Source organism: Candidatus Marimicrobium litorale, assembly GCF_026262645.1.
Taxonomy (GTDB): domain Bacteria; phylum Pseudomonadota; class Gammaproteobacteria; order Pseudomonadales; family Halieaceae; genus Marimicrobium; species Marimicrobium litorale.
In genome coordinates, this window is sequence record NZ_SHNO01000001.1 from 1318606 (window position 1) to 1330838 (window position 12233).

Below are 12233 nucleotides of genomic sequence, written 5' to 3' on the forward strand. Positions count from 1 at the left end.
GGCGGTCACCATCCGCTGCGTAACGTTGAACAACAGAGAATTATTTACTATGCGTAGCCTCTACATCGTCCTGGGCGTGCTCGCTCTCGCGCCCGTCTGCGTGGTTGCCGCTCTGATCGCTACCGGAACAGTAGATGACAAAAGCCTGGGCATGATGCTTAACCTCATGACGGGCGCCGATGGCCCCACTGCGGACGAGTCCACGCTGGCGAAACGCTATCAGGTACCCGATGGCTTTCAGATTTCACTTTACACGTCAGATTTGCCGCGCGCTCGCTTCCTGCGTTTTACACCCGGCGGGGATCTTCTGGTCAGCCGCCCCCACGAGGGCGACATTGTGCTGCTGGAAAAAGACATCAACGGAGATGGTCGCCCCGACGGCACAAGAGTATTGCTTACGGACTTGCAGCGCCCTCTGGGTATTGATATTCACGATAACTGGCTTTACATCGCAGAGTCCGATCGCATCAGTAAAATCCGCTTCGATAGTGAACGAGGCCAAACCAGTGGTGAACTGCTCACTGTTGTGCCTAACCTGACTGATGACGGCAATCACTGGTCCAAGACACTGCGTATCGGCCCCGATGAAAAGATTTATCTGAGCCAGGGTTCGACCTGCAATATATGCGAAGAGGAGGACGCTCGACGCGCCACCATGATGCGTTTTGAACTGGACGGCAGCAAGGGTGAGATCATTGCCACGGGTCTGCGCAACAGCGTTGGTTTCGACTGGGCACATTGGGATCAAGCTTTGTATGCCACCGACAATGGCCGGGATTTACTGGGGGACGATACGCCGCCCTGCGAGCTAAACCTCATACAGCCAGGCAAATTCTATGGCTGGCCCTATTTTTACGGTGACAACATTGCAGACCCTGACATGGCAGCAGATCCGCAGGCGGCTGAACGTTCGCCGACACAACCAGTGCATCCCTTTCGCGCTCATAACGCCCCGCTGGGTATCACGTTCCTCGATGGCTCCGAACTACCCGAGGACTATAACCGGAGTGCCCTCGTAGCGCTGCACGGTTCCTGGAACCGAAGCTCACTGGACGGTTACAAAGTAGTCTCTCTGCACTGGACACCGACAGGCATAGAAGAACGGGACTTTCTCACGGGATTCCTGCAAGAAGAAGGGGTCAGCGGGCGCCCGGTTGACGTGGCGCAAGCGCAGGATGGCTCTATTTACATATCGGACGACTACGCCGGGGCGATTTATCGTGTCACCCATCAGCCAGACGGTGAAAGCTCTGCAGTTCCCGTGCTACAAACAACCAGTCGGCTGGACGAGAAGCCGCCCCAGTGGCTGGCAAATGCAGACCTGCCCGCGATGGCAAGCAGTGGCAAAATGCTGTACCGGAGATTAGGCTGTCGTGGCTGTCATGAAGAAGGGCAAAACCCCAGCCGGCTCGACGCACTGTCTACCCGACTGGGCTACAGCGCAACGATCGATGCCCTTGCCTACCCACAAGCACCCATGCCGGCGTTTCCGCTCAGCAATAATGAACGGCGCGAACTAGCGGTGTACCTGCTATGGAATCCAGAGAGCGCAGATTAAAGCAAATGCTGCGTCATCTACCCAACAGTCTTACTGCTCTGCGACTCCTGTTGGCCGCTCCCCTCGGGCTAATGATATTACGCGGTGATTATGCTTCGGCACTGACCATTGGCTGTCTCGCTGGCATGACCGATGCCCTCGATGGCTTTCTCGCCAGGAGACTGAATGCCCAATCGAGATTAGGGGCAGCACTGGACCCTGTCGCCGACAAAATACTTATCACAGTGACTTTCGTGTGCTTCGCACAGATAGGGCTCGCCCCTTGGTACCTGGCGATTGTCGTCTTTTGCAGAGACATAATTATCGTTATTGGCGCTATCTCTTATCACAAAATGATCGGTCCGTTCGAGTTCAGTGCCACCCGGCTAAGCAAAGGAAATATGTTTGTACAAATCAGTTTCTGCGTTCTTGTATTACTGGCGCAAGTTATCGAAGGGGTGCCGCCAATAATTTTGTTCAGCTGTATGGTGGCCGTACTCTTCTTTGCCGTCGCCAGTGGTCTGGATTATGCGCTGTCCTGGACCATCAAGGCCCTGCAAGTTCGTAAGGTCCGCAAACCATGACTATGAATTCTCTCATCTTACGGGTCACAGCATCGTGAATTCAGAGCAGAAAATTCATGTATTGACGTACAATATCCACAAGGGTTATTGCAGCGGCAATCGCAGGTTTATGCTCGATTCGATGCGCGAGCGTATTGCAGAAACTGGCGCGGATATTGTATTCCTGCAAGAAATTCATGGGATAGCAATTAAGAGTCAGGCAAAACGCCGGCGGTTCTCGTATCCGGACCAGCCACATTTTGAGTATCTGGCCAATGAAGCCTGGCCGCACTTCGCTTACGGTCGAAACGCCATCTATCGAAAGGGTGACCATGGTAATGCCATTCTCAGCATGTACCCTTTTGCCAGCTGGGAAAATATAGATATTTCAATTTTTCCGCGGTCAAGTCGCAGCATTCTGCACGGTGTGATTGAGCTTCCGCACAAGAGCACACGACTACACACGTTGTGCGTTCATCTTGGTTTGCTTGAACAAGAAAGGAAAGAGCAACTCCAGGTGCTGACCGACCGAATCAACAACCATGTCCCCAAAGATGAGCCGATGATAATAGCCGGCGATTTTAATGACTGGCGGCGTCGGGCGGAACAGCACTTGCATGCAGACCTCGGCCTGCGTGAACTATTCGTGCAGCTGCGCGGCAGACATGCCCTCTCCTACCCCGTCTGGCGCCCTTTGCTGCCGGTGGATCGAATCTACTATCGCGGCCTTGAACCCGCCGCATGCCAGCGCCTCAACACGGGCCCCTGGCGCGAACTGTCTGATCATGCCGCGCTGTTCGGAATATTCCGTGTTTGATACCTATCGAAAGGGGCGCCATTCTTGTTAGCGTAAAGGGTTGCCGAGACAACACACAATCAGTATCTTTCGGCTACATTCATTCTTCTCCTGACATCTACAGATTTCAAAACGAAGAACCCCATACAACTTTAATCGCGCGGACAAAGCACGGAGATATAAAAATGAGTATACGGGACGTTGTAGCCACGCTGACGGAAGCACCCACCCTCCTCCGCATCTCAAAGGAAATTAAGCCAAGATCCCCGGACTCACGGGACTGTTTTGCAGCGAGACTAGAATCAACAGTCTCTCGCTTACCTGACAATACCGCGGTGATATTCGAGGGTCGCAAACTTACATGGCGAGAGCTAAACGCATCGTCCAATCGTATCGCGTCCTCACTGGTAGACCGAGGTATTAAGCATGGCGACACCGTAAGCCTCGTTATGGAAAACAGGATTGAATTCCTAACTGTTTTAATCGCACTCAACAAGCTCGGAGCCATAGCGGCACTAATCAACACCAATCTCTCTGGTCAGGGGCTCGCGCACTGCATCACCATTACCGATTCACGTATGTGTATTTTTGGAGAGGAGCGTCTACAACCGATCGAAGGCGTACATGATTTACCGGAACTTGCCGAAATAGAGTGCTGGTTGTTTGTCAGCGACAGGGGTGAAATGCAACCACCGGCGTGGTCAGAGCGTCTCGATGATACCAGCGGCTCCGACAGTAATCCCGCACAAACCAGTCGCAATACTATCAACGATACCGCTCTGTATATTTTTACCTCCGGCACAACGGGTTTGCCTAAAGCATCAATTATCTCCAACCGTCGTTTTTTAACGGCGTCTGCCCTTTCATATCTGGGTGGCATCCAGTGCACAGAGGAAGACTGCATCTATCTCTGCCTGCCCCTTTACCACGGTACCGGGTTATTCCTCGGGGTCGGCGCAGCTTTTGCTACTGGTGCCAGCATGTTCATACGTCGCAAATTTTCCGCCAGCCGATTCATAGAGGAAACACGGACACACAACACCACCTGTTTTGTTTACATTGGTGAACTATGCAGATACCTGATGAATATAGAGTCCCGAGTAGACGACCATACATGCGCGGTTTCCAAGATGATGGGGAATGGTCTCCGACCGGATGTCTGGCACCAGTTCAAGAGCCGCTTTGGCATCAAGCGTGTGGCAGAATTTTACGGCTCTAGCGAAGGCAACGTGGCTTTTGTAAATATGCTTAACAAGGACTGCACGGTCGGCACTACAACTATTCCTCTCGCGCTTGTGGGCTACGACGTCGAAGAAGATGAGCTGCAGCGCAACGACGCGGGAAATTTGATTAGAGTAAAAGACGGTGATCCAGGACTGTTACTGGGGAAAATTACTCCTTCAACTGTCTTCGAGGGATACACCAGCAAGGATGCCACCGAGAAAAAAATCTTGCGCGATGTCTTCGAAAAAGGAGATACCTGGTTCAATACCGGCGACCTGATGCGAACAGTGGATGTGGGCTTTGCGTTCGGATTGAAACACTATCAGTTTGTAGACCGTGTTGGTGACACATTTCGCTGGAAGTCAGAGAATGTTTCTACCAACGAAGTCGGCGAGATAATCAACGCTCACGCACAAATTGACTTCTGCAACGTCTACGGCGTCGAAATACCTAAAGCTGATGGCAAAGCCGGCATGGCTGCCCTGGTGCTAGCAGAGGGAGAGAGCTCACTGGACATCGATGCCTTCTCTGCCCACGTTAAGGAGCATCTGCCCGCCTATGCCCGCCCAGTGTTTTTGCGTATTCAGCGGGAGCTAGACACCACAGGAACATTCAAAATGGTGAAGGGTGAGTTGCGCAAAGAGGGCTACGACTTTAGCAAGGTATCTGACCCCATCTTTGTATTAAAGCCGCGCGGCGACGGCTATGAAACCCTGGATGCTGACTATGCCGCTATTATTCGAGCAGGAGAAGCGGGTTTCTAGAACTGACTGTGTGACCGCGCTTGCGCTATTTCAGGGAGCCACGTCGGGAGGAAAATCAGCAAGTATTGCTCGAGCGGCTTTCTCACGAAATACAACCCCCTCGGCAGACTCCGGTTGAATATGCATATGCGCCTTGAAGATTGCGCGCCACTTGGGCTGCAAAACAATCGGATCTATCATATTCACGTACAGTGTGCCGATTATGTACTCCGGAGCCGCAGGGTCGAACGGGCTGAGCCTACTGCTTTCACTAGTAATATACCTCCAGGACAAAAACATGTCCGCCTCGGCATTGTCTGAAACGACTTCGAAGCCTCGTAGCAATAACGCCTCAGTGAGCGCTGTATCGATGCGGCTGATCTGGCGGTCGGTTATCAGCATGGTTGCAATCGTATCTCGGGCGATTGGCTGAATCGCAATTTTCTTCACGTTACTGAAATCGTAATTCCGGTCATACTCGATTGTCGGCGTTATCGCGGTGTTGACGTTGGCGCAAGCCTGTAACAGCAGGGCTGCGCCAAGCGTAAGCCATCGTGAGTACTTGATCACCTGCATGCTACGCTCTCCCTGTTAACTTCAACGGTTATGCCGATGCACAGTTAATCACGATGAAAGCTAAACTGCACCCCGCAGGCCTGATTACGATTCTACAAACGCTCGCTCCACCACGTAGTGCCCCGCATCGCCATGACGCGCCTCGATAAACCCCTGAGCATCAAGCAATGCGCCTGTTTCTTTTAACATAGCGGGGCTGCCACAAATCATGAATCGATCATCCTCAGTGTTTACCGGCGGCAGCTCCACATCCGCTGCCAGCCTCCCGCTGCGCAACAAATCGGTCAGACGACCATTATTTGCAAACTGTTCCCGGGTCACAGTGGGGTAATAGATCAGCTTCTCACTGATCGCCTCCCCAAGGTACTCGTGCCGCGGCAAGTGTTCCGTAATCAATTCCCGGTAAGCCAGTTCTTCTGTATAGCGACAACCATGAGTGAGTATTACCCTATCGAAGCCGTCGTAAATTTCGGGATCCCGAATAATGCTAAGGAAAGGGGCCAACCCCGTGCCAGTGGCGATCAGATACAGGTGTCTGCCCGGCAACAAGTTATCCTGCACCAACGTACCCGTGGCCTTGCTGTTAACCAGCAACTCGTCACCCACATCGATGTGTTGCAACCTGGATGTGAGCGGACCGTCAGGCACCTTGATGCTAAAAAATTCCAACTCGTCCTCATAGTTTGCGCTCGCCATGCTGTAGGCCCGCATCAGCGGTCGACCTGCGTGAGGCAAACCGATCATAGTGAAATGCCCATTCCTGAATCGGAACCCTGAACTGCGCGTGGTTTTGAAACTGAACAGCCGATCTGTCCAGTGATGAACCGCCGTTACCTGTTCGGTGAGTAACTGAGCCATTAGGGACTACCTCCTTCACACATTGCGTTATCGGTAGATTAGGGTCTGGCAATATATAGGTAAAACAGATATATTAGATATTGTATATCGGATTAATAGATATAAGAGATGCGTTACACACTGAGACAGCTGCAAGTTTTCCTCGCCACGGCCCGGCATGAGAACGTAACACGCGCCGCGCAGGCACTGGCTATGTCCCAGTCTGCAGCCAGCGGGGCCCTTTCTGAGCTGGAAAACCAGTTCGACATCAAGCTATTTGACCGCCTCGGTAAACGCCTGCAGCTCAGTGAACTGGGCAAGCAACTGCGACCTGAGGCAGAGCGCTTGCTGGAGCAGGCAACGAGCTTCGAACAAAACCTGTCTGGCGATAACGTTATCGGCGGCCTGCGCATCGGTGCCACCCTGACTATTGGCAATTACGTAGCGGTCAATATGATCGCTGATTACAAACGCCTGCATCCCATGGCAGATATCGCACTGCAGGTAGCCAATACCCAAAGTATTGCCGAACAGGTAGCAAGCTTCGAGCTCGACATGGGCTTGATAGAGGGCGAACTCGCACACGCCGACCTGAATATTGCTCACTGGCGTCAGGATGAACTGGTTGTGTTTGCGGCCCCCGACCACTACCTCGCAACGTCCGAACAGATCACTAACAAAGATCTCCTCAAACAGCGCTGGATCGTTAGGGAACAGGGTTCGGGCACTCGTCAGGCCTTTGATCGGGCCATGCAGGGCATTCTGCCGGATCTTTATATTGCAATGGAGTTACAACACACAGAAGCGATTAAACGCGCCGTAGAAGCGGGCCTGGGCGTTGGCTGTCTGTCAAAAATCTGTCTGTCTGACGCATTCCGGCGCGGCTCACTCGTTCCGCTGTCTGTCCCCGACCGCGATTTTCAGCGGGAGTGGTATCTCATTACGCACCGACACAAGTTTCAAAGCGCCGCGCTCAAGGAGTGGCTGGACCTGTGCCAAGGGCGCTGGTCCGGCGGAAGCCCGCGACCGGTTTAACTCCTCCAAGCTTACCGTTAGACTATGTGACAATTATTTTCGTGTAGACAGGGTTATCAAAATGAAAACACGCGCAGCTGTCGCATTTGGGGCGGGGAAGCCACTTGAAATTGTAGACGTTGACCTTGAAGGACCGAAGCCCGGCGAGGTTATGGTTGAGATTAAGGCCACCGGCATCTGTCACACTGACGCTTTTACACTGTCCGGCGACGATCCTGAAGGCGCTTTCCCTGCTATTCTCGGACATGAGGGCGCAGGAATCGTGGTCGACATCGGTGCTGGCGTCACATCTGTCAAACCAGGTGACCACGTGATCCCTCTCTACACCCCTGAATGCCGCGAGTGTAATTTCTGCCTTCATCCCAAAACCAACCTGTGCCAAGCCATTCGTACTACACAGGGTCAGGGTGTTATGCCGGACGGAAGCAGTCGTTTTTCTCTTGATGGCACTCCTATACTGCACTACATGGGCTGCTCCACTTTCTCCAATTATACGGTCTTGCCAGAAATAGCCGTGGCCAAGGTGCGTGAAGATGCACCCTTCGACAAGATATGCTACATCGGCTGCGGTGTAACCACCGGGATAGGCGCGGTGGCCTTCACCATGAACGTAGAGCCCGGGGCTACAGTGGCAGTTTTCGGCCTTGGTGGTATCGGGCTAAATGTCATTCAGGGCGCGCGCATGGTGGGTGCGACACGCATCATTGGCATCGATACCAACCCGGCGAAGGACGCACTTGGCCGCAGCTTTGGCATGACCGATTTCGTTAATCCCCGGGAAGTAGACAACGTCGTGGATCACCTGATCGATATGACAGGTGGTGGCGTAGACTACAGTTTTGAATGCATCGGCAATGTGGACGTCATGCGTCAGGCACTCGAATGCTGCCATAAAGGATGGGGACAAAGCTGTATTATCGGCGTCGCCGGCGCTGGTAAGGAAATTTCAACACGGCCTTTCCAACTGGTCACCGGCCGATCATGGCGCGGCACCGCTTTCGGCGGCGCCCGCGGGCGCACCGATGTTCCCAAGATCGTCGACTGGTACATGGAAGGAAGGATCAATATTGACGACTTGATTACTCATACCATGCCGTTAAATGACATCAACAAAGCCTTTGACCTGATGCACAGCGGCGAAAGTATTCGCTCCGTAGTGCTCTATTAGCGCCGGCGGTAGTTATGAATATAGTTGGAGAAAATAAATCTTTTGGCGGTCGACAACTGCGCTTTACCCACGCGGCTGACACCTTGGGATGCGAGATGAACTTCTCTGTCTACCTGCCTCCTGCAGCGGAACACGAACGAGTGCCCGTCTTGTATTGGCTCTCCGGGCTGACCTGCACTGACGAAAATTTTGTGCATAAAGCGGGCGCCCAGCAATACGCCGCCGAGCACGGTCTGGCAATTGTCGCCCCGGATACCAGTCCGCGCGGAGAAACAATACCCGATGATCCGGACGCAGCCTATGACTTCGGCCTGGGCGCTGGATTTTACGTGAACGCGACACAGGCGCCCTGGTCAAAACACTATCAAATGTACGATTACGTGGTGGAAGAGTTGCCGCAGGTTGTCTCTTCTGCATGCCCGATTGACGGCGAAAGAGCAGGGATTTTTGGCCATTCCATGGGCGGCCACGGCGCGCTGACCATCGCCCTGAAAAACCCCCACCGCTACCGTTCGGTATCCGCATTCTCTCCCATTTGCTCGCCTTCGAATTGTCCCTGGGGCATCAAAGCACTGAGCAACTACATTGGAGGCGACAAGAGCGCCTGGAAAGCCCATGACAGCGCGGAACTTGTCCGCATCGCAGAACGGCATCTCCCCGTTCTGGTGGATCAGGGCGAAGCGGACGACTTCCTCGCAGAGCAATTAAAAACTGAGCGGCTCGAGCAGGCCAGCGCCGAAGCAGGCTACCCCATGAGCATTCGCCGGCAGCCCGGCTATAATCATAGCTACTTCTTTATTGCGACCTTTATCGCGGACCATATAAAGTTTCATTCACGTTACGTGTAGCGCCAGCCAGAATAATCCCGGCCGGGTACTATTACTGAAAAAACCCGAGGAGAAAGACGATGCATGATGATCTGCAAGCACTGTGGAAGAAGATTAAGACTCAGCGAGATGAACTAGTGGTTCAATCACATCTGGCGAAATCAGAGTTCAAAGACGAGTGGGACAGGCTGGAAGCGAAGTGGCAATCCGCTGAGAAAAGTCTGAACAAACTTGAGACAGAAGCCAAGGAAGCAACTGACGATATCGGACAGGCGACAAAGGTGGTCATGGATGAGTTGTCTTCAGCCTACAACCGGATCAAAGACAGATTATCCGACCAGGACTAACAGAAACAATAAAGCGAAAAAGGACCCGTCGTTATACATTGCGAGGGTCCATCCGCTTACCCCACGGCATAGCAGAGCGCAGATTACGGGAGGTCAGGACAGTATCATGCTGGATATCAAACCTCTGACCGGAGCTCTGGGCGCAGAAGTCGGAGGCATCGACCTGCGTCGAACACTGAATGACAGCGAAGTACGAACTGTTCGTAAGCTTCTAAATACTTACGAGGTGATTTTTTTTCGAGACCAGGACATCAGTCCGCAGCAGCAGAGAGAGCTCGCACTGAGTCTCGGGCCCCTGCAAACACACCCAGCCTATGACACGGTTGAGGGCTTCCCGGAAATTACTATTCTTGAGAGCACAGCGGAAAAGCCGACAAAAATTGAGGTCTGGCACTCCGATATGACATTTCGGCAACACCCTCCGATGGCAACCGTATTACGTTCAATAACGGTTCCTCCACGGGGCGGGGATACGCTGTGGTCCAGCATGAGCGCGGCATACGATGGACTGTCCGAATCAATGCAGAGATTTCTGCAGTCACTTAATGCGGTGCACGATTTTAGCCATGGTTTTCGTGAAAGTCTGGCGGAACCGGCGGGGCGTGAGCGATTGAAGGATACCCTAACCCAATATCCGCCTGTTCGGCACCCGGTCATACGTACCCACCCGGAATCAGGTAAAAAAGTGATATTCGTGAACCGGCTTTTCACTACTCATATCGAGGATCTGAACAAAGAGGAAAGCGACACCGTGTTAAATTTCCTGTTTCAACACGTCACCACACCCGAGTACTCGTGTCGTTTCCGCTGGGAACCTCACTCCGTTGTAATCTGGGACAATCGCAGTACACAGCACAAGCCGGTAAATGACTACTTTCCGGCGCATCGAAAATTACTGCGTATTACGGTCGATGGGGATAAGCCTTTCTAGGCTGCCTCACCTGCTACCGCTGAGATCAGACAGGCGATTTTTTCACCTCACCCGCTTTTAGTCGGCGAAGATATGAGTTGACCTCACGTTTGACCTCGGGGGCAAACAAGTACAACCCAAGTATGTTGGGGATAGCAATCAGAAATACCATAGCATCGGAAAAATCGAGTACAGCGCTCAGTTGAATCATGCAACCAAGCGCTATGAATGCACAGAAGACAGTTTTGAAAATTAATTGCGTTAGCGCGGCCTCACCGAACAGGTAAGTCCACCCTTTGAGGCCGTAGTAAGACCAGGCGATGCTGGTTGAGAAAGCAAACAGCAGCGCGGCGATCGCCAATGGGTAAGGCGACCAACTGACATGGTGCTGAAACGCCGCGGACGTTAGGGCGATGCCTTCAGCACCACTGTCCAGCAACCCATTTGGATATACCGTTGTTACTATAACCAGCGATGTCAGCGTACAGATCACCACCGTGTCGATAAAAGGTTCCAGCAGGGACACCAGGCCTTCCGACGCCGGCTCATCCGTTTTCACAGCCGAGTGCGCGATGGACGCAGAACCAATACCCGCTTCATTGGAAAACAACGCCCGCTGAAATCCAACAATAATGGCGCCGACCATACCACCGGTAGCACTTTGCACACTGAATGCATCACCCACTATCAGCACAATAGAGGCCGGTATATGCTCCGCACTCATGCCGATGATAACCAGTGCGCACAGTACGTAGAGCACCCCCATGAAAGGCACAATATGTGACGCAACCCTGGCGATGGAGCGTATGCCTCCAATAATCACCAGTGCAACAACCGAGGCTAACACCACGCCGAATAACCAGCCCTTGTCCGCAAAAAAACTGGCCTCCCCGCCCGAAATCGTCACGAACTGCACATAAGCCTGATTGGACTGGAACATGTTGCCGATGCCGAGGCAGCCGATCACCAATGACAGCGCGTAAAAACCACCCAAACATTTGCCAAGGCGGGGCATCCCCCGGACCGACAGATAATGCTCGAGGTAGTACATCGGGCCGCCAGACACCGATCCGTCGGAGTTATGCCTTCGGTACTTCACCCCCAGTGTGCACTCGACCAGTTTCGTAGACATTGATAGAAAACCGGCAATGAACAGCCAGAAGGCGGCACCCGGTCCACCGATTACGATAGCAACCGCCACACCTCCGATATTGCCGATGCCTACGGTACCGGAAACCGCTGTGGCCACAGCCTGAAAGTGGGAGATTTCTCCTTTGGCGGCCGGGTTGTTGTATTGCCCTCTGACATGGCGCAAGGCGAAAACAAATCCGCGAATATTCACGAATCCCAGATAAAAGGTAAAAAACAGAGCGGCAACTGCCAGCCACAGAACGATTAAGGGAAAGGGCTGGCCAAAAAGATCGATCTTGTAAAATACCAGTTCCGCCAGCGTGTTCGCGATCGGCCTTATAGCCGCCTCTACCCGTTGGTCAATACTCTCGGCCGCAGCGCGACCGGGCAAAAACAGACATGTGGCAACAAGCCACGGCAGTATCCGCCACTCAGCCTTCATTAAAACTCCGGAAACCAGCGCATTTTTCACCATGTTCGCACAGCCACGTTAAAGGAGCTAGTCCTGCACCGCCACCACGAGTCGCATCTCCTCCGCG

General features: G+C 53.0%; 12 protein-coding genes. 9 read left to right on the forward strand and 3 right to left on the reverse strand.

Features of this window, described 5'->3' with window-relative positions; all coding sequences use genetic code 11:
- Window positions 1–49: 49 nt before the first annotated feature.
- From EYC82_RS05995 to EYC82_RS06010, 4 genes are all read left to right on the forward strand, one after another.
- Window positions 50–1558, forward strand: a complete 1509-nt coding sequence (locus tag EYC82_RS05995; RefSeq protein WP_279248637.1) for a PQQ-dependent sugar dehydrogenase — start codon at window positions 50–52, stop codon at window positions 1556–1558.
- A complete protein-coding gene (locus EYC82_RS06000) occupies window positions 1534–2121 on the forward strand; it encodes a CDP-alcohol phosphatidyltransferase family protein (RefSeq protein ID WP_279248638.1) in 588 nt (195 codons plus the stop codon). Before EYC82_RS05995 ends, EYC82_RS06000 begins: the two co-directional genes overlap by 25 nt.
- A 34-nt stretch (window positions 2122–2155) precedes the next feature.
- Window positions 2156–2917, forward strand: coding sequence for an endonuclease/exonuclease/phosphatase family protein (locus tag EYC82_RS06005; protein ID WP_279248639.1), 762 nt, complete (start codon window positions 2156–2158; stop codon window positions 2915–2917).
- Window positions 2918–3081: 164 nt separating this feature from the next.
- Window positions 3082–4884 carry a long-chain-acyl-CoA synthetase gene (locus tag EYC82_RS06010; RefSeq protein WP_279248640.1) on the forward strand — a complete coding sequence of 601 codons (1803 nt, stop codon included), beginning with the start codon at window positions 3082–3084 and terminating at the stop codon, window positions 4882–4884.
- Between the two features lie 30 nt (window positions 4885–4914).
- On the opposite strand, the gene EYC82_RS06015 is transcribed toward EYC82_RS06010, so the two are convergent.
- Together EYC82_RS06015 and EYC82_RS06020 are read right to left on the reverse strand one after the other, a co-directional pair.
- The gene (locus EYC82_RS06015) at window positions 4915–5439 is read right to left on the reverse strand and encodes a DUF4136 domain-containing protein (RefSeq protein WP_279248641.1); all 525 of its coding nucleotides are present in this window, start codon (window positions 5437–5439) and stop codon (window positions 4915–4917) included.
- An 84-nt stretch (window positions 5440–5523) separates the two neighbouring features.
- Window positions 5524–6297: a ferredoxin--NADP reductase gene (locus EYC82_RS06020; RefSeq protein WP_279248642.1), complete on the reverse strand. Its 774-nt coding sequence runs from the start codon at window positions 6295–6297 to the stop codon at window positions 5524–5526.
- Window positions 6298–6405: 108 nt separating this feature from the next.
- Between EYC82_RS06020 and EYC82_RS06025 the strand changes: the two genes are divergently transcribed.
- The 5 genes from EYC82_RS06025 to tauD all read left to right on the forward strand — a co-directional run bounded on the left by EYC82_RS06025 (window position 6406) and on the right by tauD (window position 10584).
- A complete protein-coding gene (locus EYC82_RS06025; protein WP_279248643.1) occupies window positions 6406–7311 on the forward strand; it encodes a LysR family transcriptional regulator in 906 nt (301 codons plus the stop codon).
- Window positions 7312–7372: 61 nt separating this feature from the next.
- A complete protein-coding gene (locus tag EYC82_RS06030) occupies window positions 7373–8479 on the forward strand; it encodes an S-(hydroxymethyl)glutathione dehydrogenase/class III alcohol dehydrogenase (RefSeq protein WP_279248644.1) in 1107 nt (368 codons plus the stop codon).
- Window positions 8480–8493: 14 nt separating this feature from the next.
- Window positions 8494–9327, forward strand: coding sequence for an S-formylglutathione hydrolase (fghA, locus tag EYC82_RS06035; RefSeq protein WP_279248645.1), 834 nt, complete (start codon window positions 8494–8496; stop codon window positions 9325–9327).
- A gap of 59 nt (window positions 9328–9386) precedes the next feature.
- Entirely contained in the window at window positions 9387–9653 is a 267-nt protein-coding gene (locus EYC82_RS06040) for a hypothetical protein (RefSeq protein ID WP_279248646.1), read from the forward strand.
- A 106-nt stretch (window positions 9654–9759) separates the two neighbouring features.
- On the forward strand, window positions 9760–10584 hold the full coding sequence (tauD, locus tag EYC82_RS06045; protein WP_279248647.1) for a taurine dioxygenase: 825 nt from the start codon (window positions 9760–9762) through the stop codon (window positions 10582–10584).
- A gap of 25 nt (window positions 10585–10609) precedes the next feature.
- On the opposite strand, the gene EYC82_RS06050 is transcribed toward tauD, so the two are convergent.
- Window positions 10610–12136: an alanine/glycine:cation symporter family protein gene (locus EYC82_RS06050; protein WP_279248648.1), complete on the reverse strand. Its 1527-nt coding sequence runs from the start codon at window positions 12134–12136 to the stop codon at window positions 10610–10612.
- Window positions 12137–12233 lie beyond the last annotated feature (97 nt).

Excerpts from the sequence above, each read along its gene's own strand:
- EYC82_RS05995 (WP_279248637.1), top strand. The coding sequence starts at position 50 with ATGCGTAGCCTCTACATCGTCCTGGGCGTGCTCGCTCTCGCGCCCGTC.
- EYC82_RS06000 (WP_279248638.1), top strand. The coding sequence starts at position 1,534 with ATGGAATCCAGAGAGCGCAGATTAAAGCAAATGCTGCGTCATCTACCC.
- EYC82_RS06010 (WP_279248640.1), top strand. The coding sequence starts at position 3,082 with ATGAGTATACGGGACGTTGTAGCCACGCTGACGGAAGCACCCACCCTC.
- EYC82_RS06015 (WP_279248641.1), bottom strand. The coding sequence starts at position 5,439 with ATGCAGGTGATCAAGTACTCACGATGGCTTACGCTTGGCGCAGCCCTG.
- EYC82_RS06020 (WP_279248642.1), bottom strand. The coding sequence starts at position 6,297 with ATGGCTCAGTTACTCACCGAACAGGTAACGGCGGTTCATCACTGGACA.
- EYC82_RS06025 (WP_279248643.1), top strand. The coding sequence starts at position 6,406 with ATGCGTTACACACTGAGACAGCTGCAAGTTTTCCTCGCCACGGCCCGG.
- EYC82_RS06030 (WP_279248644.1), top strand. The coding sequence starts at position 7,373 with ATGAAAACACGCGCAGCTGTCGCATTTGGGGCGGGGAAGCCACTTGAA.
- fghA (WP_279248645.1), top strand. The coding sequence starts at position 8,494 with ATGAATATAGTTGGAGAAAATAAATCTTTTGGCGGTCGACAACTGCGC.
- EYC82_RS06040 (WP_279248646.1), top strand. The coding sequence starts at position 9,387 with ATGCATGATGATCTGCAAGCACTGTGGAAGAAGATTAAGACTCAGCGA.
- tauD (WP_279248647.1), top strand. The coding sequence starts at position 9,760 with ATGCTGGATATCAAACCTCTGACCGGAGCTCTGGGCGCAGAAGTCGGA.
- EYC82_RS06050 (WP_279248648.1), bottom strand. The coding sequence starts at position 12,136 with ATGAAGGCTGAGTGGCGGATACTGCCGTGGCTTGTTGCCACATGTCTG.